The organism is Nodosilinea sp. LEGE 07298, assembly GCF_015207265.1.
In the GTDB taxonomy this organism is placed as follows: domain Bacteria; phylum Cyanobacteriota; class Cyanobacteriia; order Phormidesmidales; family Phormidesmidaceae; genus Nodosilinea.
On sequence record NZ_JADEXE010000007.1, the window covers coordinates 38,149 to 59,881 of the forward strand.

Annotated in this window: 14 protein-coding genes and 2 pseudogenes; 13 read left to right on the plus strand and 3 right to left on the minus strand. The window is 53.5% G+C overall.

What is annotated here, in order from left to right; all coding sequences use genetic code 11:
• Nucleotides 1–31 precede the first annotated feature (31 nt).
• The 5 genes and pseudogenes from IQ273_RS01860 to IQ273_RS01880 all read left to right on the plus strand — a co-directional run.
• Nucleotides 32–328, plus strand: a pseudogene (locus IQ273_RS01860) (IS1 family transposase); the annotation flags it as partial.
• Nucleotides 329–564: 236 nt separating this feature from the next.
• A complete protein-coding gene (locus IQ273_RS01865; RefSeq protein WP_194021478.1) occupies nucleotides 565–2,268 on the plus strand; it encodes an EAL domain-containing protein in 1,704 nt (567 codons plus the stop codon).
• Between the two features lie 130 nt (nucleotides 2,269–2,398).
• Nucleotides 2,399–2,713 (plus strand): hypothetical protein, encoded by a 315-nt coding sequence (locus IQ273_RS01870; RefSeq protein ID WP_228052225.1) that lies wholly within the window; start codon nucleotides 2,399–2,401, stop codon nucleotides 2,711–2,713.
• A gap of 705 nt (nucleotides 2,714–3,418) precedes the next feature.
• Nucleotides 3,419–7,477: a response regulator gene (locus IQ273_RS01875; protein WP_397196846.1), complete on the plus strand. Its 4,059-nt coding sequence runs from the start codon at nucleotides 3,419–3,421 to the stop codon at nucleotides 7,475–7,477.
• Nucleotides 7,478–7,489: 12 nt separating this feature from the next.
• Nucleotides 7,490–8,533, plus strand: a complete 1,044-nt coding sequence (locus IQ273_RS01880) for a PleD family two-component system response regulator (protein ID WP_194021480.1) — start codon at nucleotides 7,490–7,492, stop codon at nucleotides 8,531–8,533.
• A gap of 1 nt (nucleotide 8,534) precedes the next feature.
• Here the strand turns inward: IQ273_RS01880 and IQ273_RS33485 are convergent.
• A pseudogene (locus IQ273_RS33485) lies at nucleotides 8,535–8,795 on the minus strand (IS4 family transposase); the annotation flags it as partial.
• Nucleotides 8,796–9,174: 379 nt separating this feature from the next.
• Between IQ273_RS33485 and IQ273_RS01890 the strand changes: the two are divergent.
• The 5 genes from IQ273_RS01890 (at nucleotide 9,175) to IQ273_RS01910 (ending at nucleotide 17,250) form a co-directional block, all read left to right on the plus strand.
• Nucleotides 9,175–11,745 carry a PAS domain S-box protein gene (locus IQ273_RS01890; RefSeq protein ID WP_194021482.1) on the plus strand — a complete coding sequence of 857 codons (2,571 nt, stop codon included), beginning with the start codon at nucleotides 9,175–9,177 and terminating at the stop codon, nucleotides 11,743–11,745.
• A gap of 97 nt (nucleotides 11,746–11,842) precedes the next feature.
• The gene (locus IQ273_RS01895) at nucleotides 11,843–12,493 is read left to right on the plus strand and encodes a response regulator transcription factor (RefSeq protein ID WP_194021483.1); all 651 of its coding nucleotides are present in this window, start codon (nucleotides 11,843–11,845) and stop codon (nucleotides 12,491–12,493) included.
• Between the two features lie 130 nt (nucleotides 12,494–12,623).
• Nucleotides 12,624–13,097 carry a hypothetical protein gene (locus IQ273_RS01900; RefSeq protein WP_194021484.1) on the plus strand — a complete coding sequence of 158 codons (474 nt, stop codon included), beginning with the start codon at nucleotides 12,624–12,626 and terminating at the stop codon, nucleotides 13,095–13,097.
• A 157-nt stretch (nucleotides 13,098–13,254) separates the two neighbouring features.
• Nucleotides 13,255–15,060: a GAF domain-containing protein gene (locus tag IQ273_RS01905; RefSeq protein ID WP_194021485.1), complete on the plus strand. Its 1,806-nt coding sequence runs from the start codon at nucleotides 13,255–13,257 to the stop codon at nucleotides 15,058–15,060.
• A 207-nt stretch (nucleotides 15,061–15,267) separates the two neighbouring features.
• A complete protein-coding gene (locus tag IQ273_RS01910) occupies nucleotides 15,268–17,250 on the plus strand; it encodes an EAL domain-containing protein (RefSeq protein ID WP_194021486.1) in 1,983 nt (660 codons plus the stop codon).
• Nucleotides 17,251–17,582: 332 nt separating this feature from the next.
• Here IQ273_RS01910 and IQ273_RS01915 read toward each other — a convergent pair whose 3' ends face one another.
• Nucleotides 17,583–18,374 (minus strand): IS5 family transposase, encoded by a 792-nt coding sequence (locus IQ273_RS01915; protein ID WP_194021487.1) that lies wholly within the window; start codon nucleotides 18,372–18,374, stop codon nucleotides 17,583–17,585.
• Between the two features lie 942 nt (nucleotides 18,375–19,316).
• Between IQ273_RS01915 and IQ273_RS01920 the strand changes: the two genes are divergently transcribed.
• The 3 genes from IQ273_RS01920 to IQ273_RS01930 all read left to right on the plus strand — a co-directional run bounded on the left by IQ273_RS01920 (nucleotide 19,317) and on the right by IQ273_RS01930 (nucleotide 21,452).
• Complete coding sequence (locus tag IQ273_RS01920; RefSeq protein WP_194021488.1) at nucleotides 19,317–19,817, plus strand: hypothetical protein; 501 nt, start codon at nucleotides 19,317–19,319, stop codon at nucleotides 19,815–19,817.
• A 252-nt stretch (nucleotides 19,818–20,069) separates the two neighbouring features.
• Nucleotides 20,070–20,525 carry a hypothetical protein gene (locus IQ273_RS01925; RefSeq protein WP_194021489.1) on the plus strand — a complete coding sequence of 152 codons (456 nt, stop codon included), beginning with the start codon at nucleotides 20,070–20,072 and terminating at the stop codon, nucleotides 20,523–20,525.
• 171 nt (nucleotides 20,526–20,696) lie between these two features.
• Nucleotides 20,697–21,452 (plus strand): molecular chaperone, encoded by a 756-nt coding sequence (locus IQ273_RS01930; RefSeq protein ID WP_194021490.1) that lies wholly within the window; start codon nucleotides 20,697–20,699, stop codon nucleotides 21,450–21,452.
• 48 nt (nucleotides 21,453–21,500) lie between these two features.
• Here IQ273_RS01930 and IQ273_RS01935 read toward each other — a convergent pair.
• Nucleotides 21,501–21,733: hypothetical protein (locus IQ273_RS01935; RefSeq protein WP_228052227.1), on the minus strand; the 233-nt coding region annotated here is incomplete at its 5' end.

The following is a 21,733-nucleotide window of genomic DNA, read 5'->3' on the forward strand; positions in this document are numbered from 1 at the left end:
TAATAGGGAAGCTAAGCAACGATACTTATGCCGCTCTGCCCAGAGTGCCCTACGACTCTGGGAGTCCTTGCCCAAGGTCTATCGACAGTGTGCCGTCAACTATACCGACGCTTGGGAGGCGTACCAGCAGGTGCTACCCTACCAACGAGATCGAGTTGTCAGTAAGTCGAGCGGCAAAACAAGTTACATCGAGCGGTTTAACAATACCCTCAGGCAGCGGGTTTCACGCTTTGTCAGACGCAGCTTAGCCTTCTTGAAGAGTCTACGTAATCACATTGGCCTGTTGTGGAATTTTATTCACTACTACAACGCATCATTACCTCTCTAGTACTACCGCAATTCAAATCTTCCCAACTAATCCTCTTTGAAGCGAGCCAGATGGCGTGATACCCAGTACCTAGTTCGGGGCAAGATAAAGTCTGGTGTGTGTCTCGCAGTCCGATTAGCTGTTCTCGACATAGAGCGGTTAGGGAAGGTGCTGGTTAGCTGACAATGTGTGAGTGGTTTGTGCGTAAAACTTAGTTAATTGCTCAACAAACGGCATCAGCAAAGAGGAAATTAAGTATGCAACCGACTAGTGAAGCGGGCTCCACTGATTCAGTTTTCCATTGCTTGCTTGAGATTGCGCAGAAGGAGTTGCAGATGGATGCCTTGTGGATATCCGAATTCGTCGGTGGAAAACAGATCTTTCATGCGGTCAATGGCAACGAAACTTTTCAGGCTCTCAAGGAGATAGGTGCTAGTGCCTACGATGGTTCCTACTGCAAGCGTGTGATCGATGGTCGGTTGCCATCGGTGATCCGGGATGCCCATCAGGATGCCCGTACAAACTTGCTGCCAATTACCGACGAGCTTGGCATCGGCAGCTATGTGGGCGTGCCAATCAAACTTAGCGATGGCAAGATTTTTGGCATGCTGTGCGGCATCAACAGCAGCGAAATGAATGCTGATCCGCCGATGTATCTGCTCCTAGCACTGGCGATTGCCGCCAGGGAGGCGGCGGAGGCGCGATGGGCAAAACGCGAAGCACTCGATACGAAGCGTGAACGGATCGAGCGCACGCTTGCTGAGAAACGTCTGGACGTGGTGTTTCAACCGATTATTCGCCTCTCAACCATGAATGTTGTCGGAGTCGAGGCGCTTTCGCGCTTTCGCGATGCTCCGGCACGGCCTGATGTCTGGTTTGCAGATGCTGCTGAAGTTGGTCTAGAGGAGGAATTGGAGCTCCTGGCGATTGAATCCGCCCTTAGACTCCTACCGATGCTACCCGGCAATATCTACCTGTCGTTGAACGTATCTCCCCAGGTCGCCACCACTGACGCGCTTGCCCGGTCGCTCCTACGGAGCGAGAGTTCTAGATTGGTATTGGAGATCACAGAGCAGAGTTCGGTCGGGAGCTACGAAGACCTCATGTCTGCGCTCGCGCCGCTGCGTAAGGCTGGTATTCGCCTCGCGGTGGATGATGCTGGTGCAGGCTACGCCAGCTTTAATCATATCTTGGCACTGTGTCCAGACATCATCAAGCTGGACAAGCACCTGACAAGAAACCTCGATCAGGACCCGGTACGCCTGTCGCTCGCTGAAGCGCTTTCGTCGTTTGCGACCAGAATAGGGGCACAGCTGGTGGCGGAAGGTGTCGAAACACAGTCTGAACTCAATGCGCTGCTACATATCGATGCTTATGCGGTACAGGGCTATCTGACCGGACGCCCTGGCGATCTTCCTTTAGAGGAGACTAACGTGCGGCCAAGGGCGGCTACCGACCTCAATGCGCGCCCGAATCTGACGCTAACAAACGGTATTACCTTTGACGATGACGTTAGACGCATTTTGCGAGCGGTGATCGAGGAAACCAGCCTGGACGTTGCCTACATGACGGTGCTACATGCCGAAGACGAAAGCCTGGAACATCGTTACGTCTATCCGGAGGGAGTTCCTGACCTATGCGCCGGTTTGATAATTCCATGGCGCGATTCGCTCTGCAAGCGGTGCCGAGACGCCGAAGTTGTGTGGACCGCAGATATCAGCAAAGCGCTAGCCCCGGGTTCCTATGCTGATGGTAAAGGCGTGCAGACCTACCTCTCAATGCCGATCCGGACACCTGCGAATCACGCCACATTCGGCACCTTGTGCGCTGCGAGCTTTAAACACCGGTATCTCAGCGAGCGCGTTGTATCGCGGGTTGAAATGCTGGCGCGCATGATTGGAGATCGGATCGTACGCGACGGCGTTCAGCAGTTCATGAAAGCGTCTGTAACGCAGGACTAAGCCGATTCTTAGGTGGACTTTTGATATGGACAGCTTGGCATTGCTGATCTAAGCTCGACTTTACCCATTTGTGCCCAAAAGGAAAATAGCAAGCAGAATTCAGGTGAGGGTCTGATACCAAATCCGACTTGTGTACCGCCGAAATGGTGTAGAGGTTCAAGATGCAGGGTCTAGGCATCTTGAACCTCATTTTTCAGTCGATGAGCTCAAAGCGCGCTATCGCGCCAGCGGTGACCCGGTTGAATCTCGACGCTGGCATCTGCTGTGGCTCGTACACACGCAAACGATCCTGACGGATGCCGCAAAAGCCGTGGGCTTGAATTACGACTATGCCCGAGCTGTCGTGAGAGACTATAAACGTGACGGCGCTGCTGGCCTGCGCAATCAGATGTTTGGGCGGGCCAACTTGGAGTTGTTAGAGAAGCGGTTCATTTTGACCAGCTAAACGGCTGTAATTTGAGAACCGCAAAAGATGCCAGTTTTGCACATCACCAAAAGTGGCCAAGAGCCCAAAGTAATTGACATTTGATACGCACCGGCTCAAATCTTGCTCTGGTTTCGCCAACGCTGGCAAATCGAGGTCACCTTCCAGGAAGTGCGGACCCATTTGGGGGTTGAATCAGCGGCAGTGGTCTGACTTAGCGATCCGACGTACCAGGCCTGCCCTGTTGGCCCTGTTCTCCCTCGTTGTGCTCCCCACCCAGCGCTTGCTCCCGAAATTTCTGTTCTCCCTGCCTCATACTGCCTGGTACGCGAAGCAACACCCAACCTTCGCTGATGCCGTTGCCTTTGTCTGGCGCTATTTGTGGGCCTCCCGACTTTTCCCTCCATACACCAGAAATGAGCATAGCTCTCATTACTTCTTTAGTACTAAGTAGCAAGGCTCAATCATTTACAAGATGGCTCGGCTTCTTCGCAATCGCTGAAAGCTTTGACTGACAAAGGTTACAGGCACCTAACCTATTTGACATTTAATTCGTCCCACCTACTTGCCGCAGTATGAACTTGTGGAATTCTAGATGAGTCCTCAACGCGTTTAGCCTTTGCTTCACACCCCGAATTAGCAACGCCTAGAACATTACCCAATTTGGGAATACTTTTCATTCAGAGCCTTGTGCCACAGGATTGTCATCTAGGGGGAAGTACAATCATGAACCAGAGTGGGCTCACGCTCACGGCCAGCTATGATGTCCGGCTGGTCGTTCTATCAATCCTGATTGCGATTCTGGCTGCCTACACTGCCTTGAATCTAGCTAGACGAGTCAGCACGACTCAGGGTACCGCTCAAAGGATCTGGCTGAGCGGTGGTGCAATATCCATGGGTATTGGGATGTGGTCCATGCATTTTGTGGCAATGCTAGCCTATCAACTGCCCGTTCTCATGGCCTATGACAGCTTCACCGTCTTCATTTCGGTCTTAGCGGCTGTGTTTTCTTCGGGGCTGGCGCTGTTTCTAGTAAGTGGGCCGCAGCTTGGCTGGCTGAAATTGGGCTTGGGCAGCCTGTTCATGGGAGCCGGGATTGCCTCAATGCACTACATCGGAATGGCAGCAATGCGCGTACCGGTGCTTGCCCACTATGACCTAAAGATTGTGGCTCTCTCGATTGGCATTGCAATTGTGGTGTCTGGAGTAGCCTTAAGCTTAGCCTTTCACTTTCGACAGGAAACTTCGCTGATTGGCAGTCTGCCAAAAATTGGCAGTGCCATCCTGATGGGATTTGCCGTTGTTAGTATGCACTACTCAGGAATGGCAGCCGTTAGCTATCAGCCTCTGAAGGGGGCTTTAGTAAGGGAGCAGCTCACCGCCCATGCCATGGGCAACCCCTTGCTAGCCTTTGGTACTGTCATCGCCACCCTATTGATTTTAGCCCTGGCACTGGCTGCTTCCCTCTTTGACCAATGGATTCATACCAAAACCGCACAGGTAGAGGCCCTGCGCCAGAATGAAGAGCGATTCCGGGTCTTAGTCCAAAATGTTTCGGATGTTCTGACGGTGATGGCAGCCGACGGCACAATCAGCTACATCAGCTCCTCGGTCAAACAAATTTTGGGATATGAAACCCAAGAGATTCTGGGCAAGCCGATAAGTGAGTTGGTTCATCCTCAAGATCAGCTCAAGATAGCGGCATTCCTGCAAGAGGCGCTCCAGCATGTCGCCACCAATATTGTCATGGAAATTCAGTTGCGACACGCTGAGGGATTCTGGCTCGATTTTGAAGCCGTCGCCAATAATCTAATAGACCAGCCCAGCATTGCCGGGATCGTGGTTGCATACCATAATATTAGTCAGCGCAAGCAGGTGGAAGCACAGCAGATGGAGCGCCAAAGCCGCCTCCAACGCTACAATGCTGCCCTGGTGAAGTTAGCCAAACCCAAGCATATCAATTCTGGCGATTTGAGTATTGTCCTGCAATCGATTACGGAAATTGCAGCCTCAGCCCTGCAAACAGAGCGGGTGAGCGTGTGGTTATTCAATCCCGAGCGCTCTAGGATTCGCTGTCTGGATCTCTACGAGCTGAGTCTTGAGCGACACAGTCAAGGCTTGGAGCTATTCGCCACTGATTATCCAGTTTATTTCCAAGCTTTAGTGGAAAACCGGCTTATTGTTGCCCCTGATGCCCACAGAGATCCTAGAACCAAAGAATTCTCGGCCTCCTATCTGGCTCCCCTTGGCATTTCCTCGATGCTGGAGGTCGCGATTCGTCTCGATGACGAGGTGGTTGGCGTTCTCTGTTGCGAACAGGTAGGCCCTCAACGTCAGTGGTTGTTGGAAGAAGAAAGTTTTGCCATTGCCATTGGGAATCACATCTCCCTGGCCGTTGAAGCCTCCGAGCTCAGACAGATTGAAGCAGCGTGTTCTCAGCTGGCTGCGATTGTAGAATTTTCCGAGGATGCCATTATCAGTAAGACCCTAGATGGCAGGATTACTAGCTGGAATGCTGGTGCCGAAGCACTCTTTGGCTACGGAGCCGAAGAGGTAATAGGTTGCCCAGGCGCAATCTTGATTTCTGCCGATCATTCTATTGAAGAGCCTGAAACCCTAGAGAAAATTCGACACGGAGAGCGTGTTAATCACTATGAGACCGTACGGAGGCACAAAGATGGAACATTGATTGATGTCTCCCTCACCATCTCCCCCATTAGAGATAAGGCTGGCCAGATCATCGGAGCTTCTAAGATTGCTAGAGACATTACCGGGTTTAAGCAGGCAGAAGCCGCTCTACAGCAGGCAAAAATAGCAGCTGAAACCGCCAGCCAGGCCAAAAGTGAGTTTCTGGCAACCATGAGCCACGAGATTCGCACTCCTATGAATGGGGTGATTGGCATGACCGGACTGCTCCTAGATACAGCACTCACTCCTCAGCAGCAGGACTTTGCCAAGACCATCCGCCGCAGTGGCGATGCCCTGCTAACGATTATCAACGATATTCTGGACTTCTCCAAGATTGAGTCCAACAAGCTGGAACTCGAGCGGCAGCCTTTTAGTCTGCGAGCCTGCCTAGAAGAGGTCCTCGATCTGCTCGCTCCACAGGCGACGGAAAAAACCATTGAGCTGGCCTGCTTGATTGAGGCTGACGTTCCCGAGCGAATCATCGGTGACGTTACCCGAGTGCGGCAGATTTTGGTGAATTTGCTGGGGAACGCAGTTAAGTTTACGGAAGTAGGGGAAGTGACCCTTACGGTTACCGCTCAACCCATTGCGACCGAACGTCCTCGGACCCACGAACTTCAGTTTGCCGTTAAAGATACCGGGATTGGCATCCCTGCTGATCGAATAGACCGCCTGTTCCAGTCCTTCTCTCAAGTCGATGCCTCCACCACCCGTAGATATGGCGGCACTGGCTTAGGCTTAGCGATCAGCAATCGCCTCACTAAGATGATGAACGGCAAGATGTGGGTAGAGAGTGAGGTGGGAGCGGGATCTACTTTCTTCTTCACAATCCAGGTAGAAGCAGCTCCTGAACCCCGAGGAGCAAGCTTGCAGAAGCGCCCGGCTCAGCTTGCTGGCAAACGGCTGCTGATTGTGGATGACAACGCCACCAATCGCAAAATTCTGACGCTTCAAAGTCAAGCCTGGGGGATGTCGTCCCAAGCGGTTGCTTCAGGATCAGAAGCCCTCGAATGGCTGCGGCAGGGAGAAGAGTTTGATCTGGCGATTCTGGACCTGCAGATGCCGGAGATGGACGGTGTCACTCTGGCGACTCAAATTCGTCAGATGCCGATCTATCAGGAGTTGCCCCTGATGATTCTGTCTTCAATCGGATGTCCCAATCCAACCATGCTGTCTGGAGGATCCACAGTCAAGTTTGCAGCTTTTTTGAGCAAGCCCATCAAGCAGTCCCAGCTTCATAACGTTTTGACAGAGGCTTTGGGAGAGCAGACAATGCAGCTCAAGCCTACCTCGGCCCCTGCTCCAGCCATGAATACCAAACTAGCTCAACGACTGCCCCTGCGGATTCTGCTGGCTGAGGACCATCTGGTAAATCAAAAGATAGCTCTCCTCCTGCTTGAGAAACTGGGATACCGGGCAGATGTGGCAGCCAATGGCCTGGAAGTCCTAGAAGCTCTCCATCGTCAGCCCTACGATGTCGTGCTGATGGATGTGCAGATGCCGGAAATGGATGGCCTAGAAGCCAGCCGCCAGATTTGGCAGGCCTGGCCGTCCGGACAGCGGCCTCGGATCATTGCCATGACTGCCAATGCCATGAAGGGAGACCGGGAGGAATGCCTAGCCGCTGGCATGGATGACTACCTCAGTAAGCCCTTCAAACTAGAAGCTTTGGTCAAGGCCCTGCAGCAGTGCTTCCCCCAGTTTCCGTGTCCAGAGCCAAGTTCGAAACCTGTTGAAGTGCCAGCTGTTGATGAAAGAGCTCTCCAGGATCTTGCAGTCACACTGGGGGACAATGGCGCTGTTCTGGTTGAAGAGCTGATGGAGTGCTATCTCCAAGAGTCTCCCAAACTGTTGCGGGCCATCTCTATCGCAGTGGATCAGGAGAATTCAAGAGCCCTGCGCCAAGCAGCCCATATCCTCAAATCCAGCAGCGCTGACCAGGGAGCCATGATTCTGGCTGACCTCTGTCAACAGCTCGAAGCCCTAGGGAAGTCAGGAGTGCTTGCTGGGGCGGCAGGTAAAGTTGCCCAAGCCGAGACCGAGTATGAACGCGTTCAGACTGCTCTCCAGGCCAGACGCAGCCCGATCAATTTATAGGAAGGTCTAAAGATGCAAAATGACACCAAAAGCCCACTAATTCTGGTGATTGATGATGATCCCTACACGCGGCTGAAGCTGCGTCAGATGGTCCAGCAGGAAGGCTACCGAATAGAAGCGGTCAACGACGGAGAACAAGGGCTGGAGGCTTATGAGCGTCTGCAGCCCGATCTAGTGCTGGTGGATGCGATGATGCCAGTGATGGACGGCTTTACCTTCTGCCAGCAATTGCAAACCCTGCCCGGGAGTGAAAGGACACCCGTTTTGATGATTACAGGTTTAGACGATCAAGCCTCAGTGGATCAAGCCTTTGAAGTAGGAGCCGTTGACTTTGTCACTAAACCTATTCACTGGCCAATTCTGCGGCAGCGGATGCAACGGGTGCTGCGGGAAGCTCAGCTCTCCCAAGACCTGGTAGAGGCAAACCATAATTTACAGCGAGCCAACCAGGAATTCTATCGCTTAGCGATTGTTGATGATCTGACGCAAGTGGCTAATCGTCGCCGGTTTAATGAGTACCTCCAGCAGGAATGGCAACGCATGAGTCGTGAACAGTCTCCTCTGTCCTTGATTTTAGGTGATGTGGATTCTTTCAAAGCCTACAACGACGCTTACGGCCATCCAGCTGGCGATCGCTGTTTGCAGTCTGTTGCCAAAGCCTTTAGATTGTCCGCTACCCGTCCAGCAGATTTAGTAGCCCGCTATGGCGGAGAGGAGTTCGTTGTCATTTTACCGAATACCGTGGCGGCAGGAGCCATGTGTGTTGCCAAACAGATTCAGGACACCCTCAGCGCCTTCAAGCTCCCCCATGCTCAATCCCTGGTCAGTGACTGTGTGACAATAAGTCTGGGGGTTGCCAGCCTCATTTCTGCCACCGATACCACACCTGAAGCCCTGATTTTAGCTGCAGACAAGGCGCTCTATCAGGCTAAGACCGATGGGCGAAATCGAGTGGTCATTGCTTGCTCTGGGGGGCTTTGTTGCATGAATGGGTCAAGCGACACCGGGTTCCCTCATGACAACACTTCGGACAGATTTAGGAGGCTGTGGTCCTAGTCTAGGCGGCTATAACCCTGTAGTTTAGGAGCGCCTGGTAGTTGGGATGGAATTTAATCAAAGTCGGCTCGAGAGCAAACATGGCTATAAATAGGTCGAGAAGATGAGCGTTAAGAGCCTGTCGTTTGAAGGAGGCGATGGAGAAACTGAGCGGTTCAGCGGGCTCGGGCACAGGGTGAGACGATTGCAGGGCAGCTTTGGCCAAATTGAGGGCCATCACACTGGCGTTGACATGGGCATCGAGTGCAGCGGCATGAACGACTACCTATAGCTCTGGAATTGAGCAAAGTTCGCAGAGTTACTTGCCTGCATAGCTAGCTGGGTTCCCCTCCCTAAAAGCTAGATGAAGGGCACGCTGGCCTTGAGTTGCTATGCTCATCCCATTACTGCCGATTGAGGGCAGAGCAAAACAACCTTACCTACAGTCTCCTTGTCTTGCCTTACCTTAAGTATGACTATCATTGATTCTATTGGGCTGATTCTTGAGCTTCCCTAAACCAGCGCTGTAGATGTGGTAGTTTGCCTAGATCTGTTTATTCGGCTTCGTAACTCTGGGCTACCCCTTAGCCTGCCCCAGTGTCGGCAGCAGATTTTTAGCTTGGTTGGCTACTGTCAGCGCCCAATTCTTTAAACCTTGAGCTATGTGCGATCATCCTGCGGCAAACCTTAATGACTGTAACGACGACGATTCTCTCTGTGAATCGGAGGATTCGCTGCTCATAGCTAACCCTCTAGAACCCGTGGCGTTTCAGCAGCACACCCTAGGGAATCCTGAGTCGTCAGACCTCTGCGCCGCGATTGAAGGCATAAACCATGGCATTGTCTTATGTGATCGTCATCGAACTATCACCGTCTTAAACCGGGCCGCACGCCAACTGCTAGGACTAGAGACTAGCGCCCCGACCGCTGACTATCTGACCGCGTCGGTTGATATCTATGTTCCAGGCGATCGCACTCCGCTACCCTCCGATCGAGTTCCTCTGTGGCGGGCTCTGGCAGGGGAAAGAGTGAACGACGTAGAGCTAGCCGTTGTGCATGCCAATGGTGAGCGCTACCTAGTGCTGGCCCATGGTCAGCCTATTTTTTCTGACGACCAGAGCATCTGTGGGGCGGTGATGGGCCTGCACGATATCAGCGATCGCTACCGAAGCGAAGTGGCTCTGCGGGCCAGCAACCGAGGCCTGCGCACCCAAGCCCAACAGCGGCTTGAAGACCTCCAGGCAATCAACCAACAGCTCCAGGACGAGGTTGTCCAGCGGCAGAAAGCAGAGGTAACCCTGCGCCTGTTCTACGATTTGCCATTTTTGGGTATGGCTATTATCGCCGCTGATACAACTACTTGGCTGCGGTTTAATGATCGCCTTTGCGAAATTCTGGGCTACAGCCGTGATGAGCTTAGTCGAGTTTCCTGGGCTGAGCTGATTCACTCCGAAGAGCAGGCCCAAGCCCAGGATCAGTTCGCGCACATGGCGACCGGCACAGTTCAAAGCTGCATTCTGGAGACTCGCCTAATTCGCAAAGACAGCCTGCTAGTTTACACCTCCATAGATATTAAAGGGGTGGTCGGGTCTGATGGTAGCCCCGATTTTTATGTCATTACCGTTAAAGACATTACCGAGCGCAAGCTGGCCGAAGCTGCCCTAATAGAAAGCGAAACTCGCTTTCGCGCCACCTTTGAACAGGCCGCGATTGGCATTGCCCACCTCGATCCAGACGGGGTACTGCTGTGGCTAAACCCAGTGCTGGGAGACATTTTGGGCACGCCTTACTCCGAACTGCTAGGAGAATCTCTCAGTGAGATGATTCACCCTGATGATCGAGCGGAGGATCGGACGTATTGCGAGGCTCTGCTGCGAGGTGATCGCCAGAGCTATAACCGCCAGCAGCGCTACATCTGCCTGGACGGTCGTCTGATCTGGGCAAATTTGACAGTGTCGCTAGTCTACGATGCAGATCAGCAGCCTCGATATCTTATTGCGGTGCTCCAAGACATCACCGTTGCCAAGGAGGATGAAGCCACTCTCCAACAGTACGCCCACCGGCTGCAGGGGCTTCACGCCATGGATCAGGCTATTCTCACCAATTTTAAGTCTCAGGACATTGCTCAGTCGGCCTTGCTGCTGCTAGGGCAAATTTTGCGCTGCCCCCAGGGGCTGGTAGCGCTGTTTGATCGCAAGGCCGCTAGGAGCAATGTGCTGGCAACTATTGGAAACCCTTTCCCCAGCGTTGGAGAACCCGAGACAGCCTGGCCTCTAGCCGATTTTATGCTGGATCAAGAGGCAAACCCCTTTGAGGCAGTGCGGGTGCTCGATTCATTGGGGCAAGAGCAAGCATTACCAAACACACAGCAATGGGCAACCGTTGAGGGCTCTGCGATGACAGTGCCCTTGGTCAGCAGCGGCGAACTAATGGGCGAAATTGTACTATTGTCACCCGATAAAGACCACTTTACCGATGACCATCGGGAAGTCGCCCACCAAGTGACTAACCACCTGGCGATCGCCCTTCAAAATGCACAACTGTTTGAGCAGGTAAAACGCGATCGCACCCGCCTACAAACCCTCTCTAGTCAGCTACTCGAAGCCCAGGAAACCGAGCGGCGGTTTTTGGCCCACGAGCTCCACGACGAAATAGGTCAGGCTCTTACCGCTGTCAAGCTCAACCTGCACCGCCTTGATCGGCTAATCGCCCCCCAGCTTGACGCTCCCCTGCAAGACTGTTTAGCCATCGTCGATGGGGCGCTCCAGCAGGTGCGCAATCTCTCCCTCGATTTACGCCCCTCTATGCTCGACGATCTGGGTTTGGTGCCGGCCCTGCGCTGGTACATAAACCGCCACGCCGACCGCTCCGGTCTACAAGAAACCCTAGTCTGTGGAACCATACCCCATGGGCTACCGACGTCCGCTGAGACTGCTTGCTTTCGAATTGTGCAGGAGGCCTTGACCAATATCGCTCGCTACGCCCACGCCACCGCCGTCACCATCACCGTTGAGCAGGTCGATCAAACCCTGCATTTAACCATTGAAGATAATGGACTTGGTTTTGACGTTGCTACCGTGGGTCGAGCTAAAAGCGAGGGCACCAGCCTAGGGTTGCTGGGCATGGAAGAACGGGGCAAACTGATCGGCGGACATCTGACTATTTCCTCATCTCCTGGACAGGGGACCTGCATTCATCTTCAGGTACCTCTGGCAGAATTGCCCATAGACTAATTTGACCAGGAGAACCGCTTAACCTTCACGGAATGTCACTGCGTGGGAAAACACTCACAATGCTCAACGTACCGTCTTACAACCCCAAAGGCTCTGTATGTCACCCATTCAGCTCGTGATTGCCGATAACCATACCCTTGTCCGAGCGGGGTTTCGATCGCTTGTCGAAGACCTCGACGGGGTCGAGGTGTTGGGCGAGGCCGAAAACGGCCGCGAAGCGCTACAGCTGGTGGAAACCCTCAAACCCCAGATTGTGCTAATGGATATTGCCATGCCCGAGATGAACGGGCTGGAGGCCACTGCCCGCATTGCCCGCGAGTTCCCTAAGGTACGGGTGCTAATTCTCTCGATGCACGCCAACGAAGAGTACGTCTATCAGGCGCTGCGATCGGGGGCCAGCGGTTACCTACTTAAAGACAGCGGCACCGAAGAACTAGATCTGGCCCTGCGGGCGATCGCTCGGGGAGAAACCTATCTCTGCCCCGCTGTCTCTAAGTATGTTATTAGCGACTACGTGCGCCGCCTGGGCCAAGACCAAAACCCCCTCGACCAGATCACCCCCCGCCAGCGCGAAATTCTTCAGCTGATCGCCGAGGGCAAAAGCACCAAAGATATTGCCGACATGCTCTACATCAGCACCAAAACCGTCGAAACCCACCGCACCCAGCTAATGGATCGCCTAGATATTCACGATATTGCCGGGCTGGTGCGCTACGCCATTCGCACGGGGCTGGTGGTGTTGGAGTAGGCAAAACTCAGGCGGCAAAAACCTTAAACTCAGGGATTTGCTGATGGGGCAATGGGGCTGCGATCGCTACGGTTGAATCAGCTGTTAGATGCCCCGATGCGTCTGAAGTGTTGTTCCCTGAGGACTGACGATGAAACTCAGCAATTCTGCCCCAAACAGCAGCGACAACCTGCTGTCTCGCATGGCCCCAGAGATAGCCGTGACCTTTAGCCCTGCGCAGGTTCAGGCGTTGCAGGTAGCGCTAACGCCGCGCCGCCACCCGGTCAATATTCGGCTATCGCTGCCCCTGGGCATTACTCGGGTCTACCTGGTGGTGCTGGCTGGCACCGAACTGCGATCGCCCGATCGCCTTCGTCAGTCAGCGGTGCAGCATCCTCTGTGGACGCCGATGAATCTGCTGGTGATGGCGGGCACCACAGGGTTGGGCATTTTGGCGCTGCTGGCGATGATGCAGATCACCAATACCGACTTGTCTCAGGTGTTTAACCCCAGGGCGGCCCCAGCGGGCATTCCCTTTAAAGCCGACCGCAGCAGTTGCGAAGAGAGTGGTCGCACCTGGCGAGAGGGCAGCTGCCTCGATTTTGGCCACGACCCCACCTTTTAAGGGGAGCACCCAGCAGCAGAGGCACCAAATGGGTAAATTGACGGCAAAATCAGACTTTTCTCAATGCGGAACCAGGGTTTAATTACGTACCGTAGATCCATAAATTGGCATCAAAAATGGCCAACTGTCAGGAGCATAGAGAGGTTAAGAAGCAGCTATGAACCATACCTGCGCTGATGACGTTGAACCGTGCGCCGCCTATCTAGAATCGGCCTTTGAACCACGCTGCCCGCTGTCGGCATCGAAGGTGAGCCAGCTGGGGCTAGAGGAAAACAGCGATCGCAACCCCCTGGCAGCGGCCTTTAGCTCGCTGCAGCGCATTCATCAGTCTTTAGATCTAGACGTGGTGCTGCCAACAACGGTCTCTGAAGTGCGGCAGCTATTGCAGGTAGAGCGGGTGTTTTTGTTTCGCTTTGAGCCCGACTGGAGCGGAGTAGTAGTGGTCGAAGACTGTGCCCCCGGCTGTCTGCCGCTGCAAGGTCAACGGGTCTACGACGAGTGCTTCGCCGAGAAGTGGGTTAGCGCCTACGCTCAGGGCCGAGTTCAGGCGGTGGGCGATGTGGATCAGGCGGAGTTGACGCCCTGCCACCGAGATTTGCTCAGAGGTCTGGGGGTGCGGGCCAATTTAGTGATGCCGCTACTGACCCAGGGTCGCCTCTGGGGTCTGCTGGTGGCCCAGCACTGTTCTGCCCCGCGCCCCTGGCAGCTGACGGAGGTGCAGATGATGCAGCAGCTGGCGGTGCAGGTAGGCCTGGCCATTCAGCAGTCAGAGCTGTACCAACAGATGCAGGCTAAGCTGACCACCCACCAGCAGACGGAGGCCCATCTGTTGCAGCAGGCCCAGCGATCGCGCGATCGCCACCTGGAGAGTATAGGCACCCTGGCCGGGGGCATGGCCCACGAGCTCAGCGACATTCTCACCCCAATTATGCTGGCGGAGGAAATGCTCAGGCAGCCCGCCCTCGACAGTGAGCAGCAGCAGCAGTGGCTCAACCGCATTCACACCAGCGCTCACCGGGGCGTCAGCCTAGTTGATCAGGTGCTCTCCTTTGCCAAGGGGATGAGCGGTCAGCGGGGCGAAATTCAGCTAGCCTACCTGCTGGGGGAGATGGTGCAAACCCTGCAAGAGATTCGCCCCGAGGGCATTGCGGTGACCTCACGGCTGCGACAGCCTCATCTCTGGACGGTGGATGCCAACGCGCCTCAACTGCACCAGGTGTTTATGAACCTCTGCCTCAATGGCTTTGAGTCTATGGCTCCGGGCGGTACCCTGCACATTGAGGCGCGCAATGTCTGGTGGCGGGGGGCGCTCGACCATCCCCAAACAACGTCAGGCCCCTACGTGGTGGTGACGGTTACCGACACAGGTACGGGCATGACAGCAGCGGTGTGCGATCGCAGCTGCGACCCGTTTTTTACCTCCCGCGCCACAGCGGGCCATACCGGGTTGGGGCTTTCCACCGCCCAGGGATTGGTGAAGGGCCACGGCGGCTGGCTCAAAACTGATAGCAAGCCCGGCAACGGCACCACCGTTGAGGTCTATCTACCGGCGATCGTTGAGTCCGCAGCGTTGATCTTAGGTCTGGTGTCAGTGCCCACCGGGCTAGAAGGCGGCAACGCCCTGGTACTCCTAGTGATGGCCGATGATCCTACCCGCGAGCTGCACCGCACCCTGCTAGAGGGCTACGGCTACCGGGTGCTGGTGGCAGAGGAGGGGGCCGATGCGATCGCCTTATTTATTCAGCATCAGGCTGAGCTGAGGGCGGTGGTCTTAGACCTGGCCCTGCCCACCTTTAACGGTATGGCCATGCTGCTCCGTATGCACTACATTTTACCAACGCTACCCCTGATAGCCTTAGGCCATAGCGACCTCACAGAAGTTGCAGTAACTACCCTAGACTCACCTGATGGCGCGGCTTTGCTGGATACCTTGGCCCAAGTAGGCTCCTTGCCTCGGACTTAACTCAGCAATAATCTGCCCCAGACTCAGGCTTTTCCTGATGAGTAAAGCCACCTTTCCTAACTAATCTAGAACTGTTTAAGAGGTGTGTTGCCGGGGTAAGCCAAGGCTGGGTTCACCAATAGGCTGTATCTTGCTCTGTTTTTTTCCGCCCTTGCTTCACCGGGTTGCAGACATCATTCCCCCCGTACACCTAATTTTTTTAAGACAATGGCACAGTCTCTCACCACTGCCTATCAGCACATCCCCGTCGTGCCCCCAACTGAGTCCACGACGGCTCAGCTCACCATGATCACCACTCCTAGCCAGTCCCTACGCCAGTGTGTCGCCGAGTTCAGTGTCTACCTTCAGCGCTGCTCAACCCTGTCTGACCTTTTGCAAACCGCAATGACCAAAATTTGTGAGGCAATCGCCGCCGATGTGGTGGCGGTGAGCCACCGGTGGTCTAATGATGATAATTGCCTGCTAGCTATAGCCTATAGCCAAGGCCCTACTCCTGAGATATGTCCTCGCTATTTTCGCTGGGCGGGCCTGACTGGCCTAGAGCACTCCCAGTGTCTCAACGCTACCGCCTTACAGCAGATGCCTACTGCTCTGGAGCAGAGTTTACAGCTTCAGCACATGGACAATGGGTGGATCGTTCCCTTGTGGTACAACGAGCAGCTCTGGGGGCACTTGATGGGGTTTTGGCAATCGCGCTTTGCCCCCAGGCCGGTAGACATCATGGCTCATCTAGAACAGATGGCGGCTCAGCTGATGGTGGGCGTCAAATTCATGAATCTCCAGCGTCAGATTAACTACAGCCAAGGCCAGCAGCGGCGGCTAGAGCAGTTGCTCCATCACCTTCAGCTGCACGACCCGCTGACCGGGCTGCCCAACCGCAGGCACCTTTTGCAAGAGCTCACCCAGGCGCTGTCCGCCGAGTCAACTTCCCAATTGACCGGGGTTGTGCTGGTGAATGTCGATCGGTTTCAGGCGATTAACGACAGCTTGGGTCACGAGGCCGGCGATCAGCTGCTGCTAGAGATTAGCTTCCGGTTAGCCCAGGCCCTAAAACCTATCCACGCTTTGGCTCACTGGGGCGAAGACACCTTTGCCATTGTGCTGCGGCAGCTGCCTGACTCAGATAGTTTGGCGGCGATCGCCGCCAAACTACGCCACCAAATTGAACGTCCTTACGACTGCAACCATACCGAGGTCTTTCTCACTTGCTGCATGGGTATTTCCCTAAGTCACTCTGCCCACACCACCCCTGAAGCGCTGCTGCAAGAAGCTGACACTGCGCTGCACCAGGCTAAGAGCCAGGGACAGGGGCGAATTTTGAGCTTTCAGCCCGATATGCACGATCAGGTGGTGGCCCGGCTTCAGCTCGAAATCGATCTGCGCAAAGCCATCCAGCGCCAGGAGTTTTTGCTTTACTACCAGCCCATTGTGACCCTGAGAGACAAGACGCTGGTGGGCTTTGAGGCCCTGGTGCGTTGGCAACACCCCACCCTGGGACTAATTTCTCCAGCAGAGTTTATCCCCTTGGCTGAAGAAACTGGGCTGATTGTAGCCATCGATCAATGGTGTCTGCAAACAGCCTGCGAGCAGATGCGCCAGTGGCAGCAGCGGTGGCCCAACTTACCGCCTCTGACGATTAGCGTCAATCTCTCCAGCCATAACTTTTCTCAGCCCAATTTGGTCAAGCATATCCAGACTTGTCTAGAGACGGCTGAGGTTGCTCCCGATCGCCTCAAGCTCGAAATTACCGAAAGCGTTTTAATTGTTGACACCGGCTTGACCACCGCTATTTTGACTGAGCTTCAGCAGCTCGGCCTTCAAGTCAGCATGGATGACTTTGGCACGGGCTACTCATCGCTCAACTATTTGCACCAATTCAAGTTCAACACCCTCAAGGTCGATCAGTCGTTTATTGCTCTGCTAGAAGCCGGTACCGAAAAAACGGCGATCGTTCAGGCGATTATTACCCTGGCCCATGCCCTGGGTATGGATGTAGTGGCCGAAGGGGTAGAAACCTCAGCACAACACGATTTATTGGTAGCTATGTATTGCGAGTATGGCCAGGGCTATTTATTTGACAGGCCGCTAACTTCAGACGACGCCACCAGCACAATTGAGCAGCAAATTTTCGGCTCTGCGGGATTCACTATGCTGGGAAGCCACTCAAATTCACCAAAGCCCTTGCCCTGAAAGGCTTTCAGGTATTTATGAGCAAGGGCTAGCATACTAGATCCGGTAGAGCCAAATTTTCTAGGACAAACCTCAGAAACAACACTCCGGACAGTTTTTGGGAGCCAACGGCAGAATGGGAGTTTCAGCCCTCTTCCACAGTGGTCTAGTCAACGAGAGATCAGGGGTTTCAGCGCTTGCCCAGACAAATGTCCGGACTATTGCAGAAAGTTAATTTAATTAAGAATAAGCGGTCATTCCTCATTCCTGTCTGAGTTTGTGCGTAAGACATGAATTATTTCGCTAAGTAGGCCGTCTTAGAGGGTGTTTGAAAAGTCCGATGGGGTCAAAAATCATGCTAATCGCTTGACCATAATACGGATCATGGCGAGGTAGATTAGAGTTTCTGAGGTTTCCGGTAGCCGTTCGTAATCTCGTGCCAACCGTCGGCACCCCATCAACCAGCCAAACGTGCGCTCGACCACCCAGCGTTTCTTCAGCAGGACAAACCCTTTCGTCTGCTGCGGTCGTAAGACGACCTCAACGATCCAGCGGCAGGTATCCATCACCCACATCATGAAGTCAGGGCCGTCAAAGCCACCATCGGCCCAAATCAGAGTGAGCCAGGCGATGGACACTCCCATTTCCTTTACCCGAGCGAGCACCTGCTTGCCACCTTTCCGTTCGGGCACACTGGCCGCGGTGCCCAGCACTCGCAACACCAGTCCCAGCGTATCGACGGTCATGAACCGTTTGCGGCCTTTAATTTTTTTGCCCGCATCGTAGCCCACGGCCTCATGCACGAATGCTGCGCTTTTCACGCTTTGGCTATCGATGACCGCCTCTGACGGCTGGGCACGACGGTCTTGCTCGATGCGCACCCATTCCCGGAGATGGTCATGAATGACAATCCAAGTGCCATCTTTACGCCAATTGCGGAAATAGGTGTAGACCGTTGACCACGGCGGTAGGTCGCCTGGTAACGCCCGCCATTGCACTCCCTCGACCAGTAAATACATGATGGCGTTGAGAATCTCCCACAAATCAACGCTCCGAGGTCGTCCTCCCGGCTTGGCGGCAGGCAGTAAATCACTCAGCAGTTCGTACTGGTCTCGGGTTAAGTTGCTGGGGTAGTCTTTACTCATAGTCTCACTCCGGCGTTGCTGACATCTATCTGCAACCTATACGGAGTGAGCTTTTTTACTCAAGCCCTAACTTTTCAAACACCCTCTTAAATCAACGATGCCGTAGGTTATGCTGTAGCACCAGCCCAGCGCACCATAAGCTTTGGACTGATGCATCATTGCGCGGCGTGATGCGTGTTTTTTCAGGTGAGCAGAGCGTTAGGCATTTTGCTGTTAGGAAGCCTTTTGGTGCGGGGACTTGCTTCAGCAGGTGTCCTAATCAACTGGACATCTGCAACACGTATGAATTGCGAGACGGCGATGGCGCTGAAAATTGGGGGCATGATGCTCAAAGAGCGAAACAAAAACTATAAATAATCAGTATTTGACAATCCAGAAAGATTCAATCTCTTCGTAAAAACTTGATTTAATATTCATTAAACACGCTTTTCGCAAATCCGGGAAGTTTCTAAAATTGTTAACATAAAGATAAAGTGCTTTGGACTTTTTGATCCTTTTTTGGATATATTTTCTATTAAAACTAAGTGGATTTTATGATCTATTTTATACCTATATATCTCTCAGCATAATTACGTAAAATAATCTGTTTCTGAAAATATAGCTAGCAAAACTTAAGTGCAATTAGCATGGGTTAACTTGGTCAGACCCACTAAATTAGTAAGCATGAAGAGAGGAGAAAAAACCTGATTGTAAGCAAGCGGTTCACCCATCTGCTACTCGAAGAGCGAAACGACTAGCACTTTCGCTACGGCCTCAATCGGCCATCTCACTACTTCAGTGCAAGCTACCGAAATTCTGGTTAGGGAAGAGGTTATTCCTTCAGTTACAAAGGGGAATGTATTTCTAAACCTAACCCAGACTGCAAGCCGCAGGGGGCGTTACATAATACCCTGCGAACAAACTCACTTCAGGCAAAACATTGCCACTTCAGGAGACCCCATCATGTTTGCTAAAACCTTCCGCAATACCCTAATCGCATCCACTCTAGTTGTAGCTGGAGCCGCGCTGGCTACTCCCGCGAAGGCAGATCCTGTTAACCTCGGCGGCACAGTCGCCGATACTAGCGCCGTTACCTCCACCGCCACCGCTGCGGCTAGTACCCTCAACCTCTATGGAGCGGGTACAGCGCAAACTAATGTGGTAGTCAAAGTAGCCGATATGGCTCTGATCACCAACAACACCACTGGTGTTACCCTGACGGCCACTGGTGATGCTGGTTTAACCAATGGCACATCTACCTTGCCCTATCAGGTGCTAATTGTGGCCGATGCGGCAGCGGCACCTGCCGACACTGCTTTTTCAAGTACTATTGACAGCAAATCTGTCACAGATTTTAGTGCTGGTGCTGCAGCCCGTGATCTCTACATTGAGTACGATGCCCCGGCTCTGCTAGATCCAGGTGCTTACACCGGCGTCATTACAGTCTCTGTTGCTGCCCTCTAAGCTACTTAAGCAACTGCTCTGGTAAAACTCCTAGTTGACGGTTGAGTGTACATTTAAGGGTCTCTTGCAGCGAGCTGTTTTACCCTCGGCTGAAGGAGACCCTTTTCTCTCTAAAAATACTCCACGAAAGCGAATTTCTAGGCTTAGGGGCTCGGTTCAACTCATCAGATTAGTTTTATCTGTGCCCCGATAAAATTTTTTTCTTAAAGACATGTTTGACACGATAAAACTGTTTATTCATGACCTCTAGTTATGCGCTACTTACTGCCGCTGTTAGGGCTCTGTCTGGGGACTGTAGTCAGCATTGCTCAGCCTGCGATCGGGCTGCCTTCTCTTTCCACCAGCACTACTGCCATCAGCACATCCCTAGACCTTGATGGCGAAGGCAGTGCCTCTATGCACATTGTCAAGATAGCAGATATTTCAATCTCTACCGACTACAGCAGTGGCCTCACCCTGATGCTGACGTCAGGCAGCCTTACTAAGGTGGATGGTAGTGACATTTTGTTTAAGATTACTACAGTCGCTAACGATGAAAGCGCACCCTCCAGCAGCGCTTTCGACGTGCCTTCTGGTGATACTTATACCTATTCCACCCAGGCGGCTGGCTCTGAGAACCGTGATGTCTATATTCTCTACACCCCCAGTGCGCTACAAGACCCTGGCAGCTATGGCGCGACCATCAATATCTCTGTCTTTGACAACTAGCTTTTAGCTATCAGAAAGAAATTCTTAATTCTTAACTTCAAATAAACCTCCATCCAAGTTCAGAATTGGAGTTCTGTCTGTGGGAAAACTACAGATATCGAGATGGACTTGCTATGGCTAATTAAGCTTTAATCTCTGACCCGTTTTTAATCTCCTCAACCGGTATTTGGCATGAAACGCCCCTTAAAACTGCTGCTGACTGTTCTTTTTTTGGTTTTAGTGCGGGTCAACCCAGCTATGGCCTTTCAGTTTAGGCCGATGTCTCAGGTGTTTGCCCCGTCGGGTGCTGACGCTACCCGCTCCTACGAAGTTGTTAACGATGAAGACGATCGCATTGCCGTAGAGGTTAGCGTGGTTGAACGCCACATGAATTTAGACGGCACAGAAACCTATCAACCGGCTGAAGATGACTTTCTAATTTATCCGGCTCAAATTATTTTGGAGCCCGGTGCTACTCAGGTGGTGCGGGTAAGCTGGCTGGGCGATCCTGAGCCAGCGCAAGAGCTGGCGTTTCGGCTGGTGGCCGAGCAACTGCCCATCAGCCTGGTTGACCCCAGCCAACCCGCTCCAGAGCGACCCGTGGGGCAAGTGCAGATTCTGTTGCGCTACATGGGGTCTCTGTTTGTGCGCCCTGCGGGAGTACAGGCCGATGTTCACATTGAGTCGGTAATGCCCCAGAACAATGCCCAGGGAGCTACCGATTTGGCCGTTACCTTTGCCAATACGGGCAGTGCTAGCGCCAGTCTGCGAGACTTGAGCCTCAGCCTTACTGCCCAGGGGCAGTCGGTCACGCTCTCCTCAGACCAGATCAAAGACATTACTGGAACCACGGTGTTGCCAGGGCAAAGCCGCCGCTACCTTTTGCCCTGGCCAGCAAACTTGCCCCAGGGATCGGTTACTGCCGCCTTTGATTATCGCCACAATTAGCCACTATGCTGGCTACCTTGGGCCAGATGGGCGAGCCCGCAACCCAACCTACCCCGCCCCCAGATACTCTTCCACCAGTTGCCGCCGATGTGCAAAGGGTGGCCGCTGCCCCCGCGCCCCAGCCCGCTGGACCGTCTGAGCCAGGGATAGCGGAACAATGGCCAGTTTTCTCTGCGAAACCGTCGCCTGTGCCACTGTTCTCGCCAAAGGGGATGACGACGGTGCCGACGGTGATCGCTGAATCTGTTGCGACTCCGGCAGAGCCAGCATTGCCGCTAACC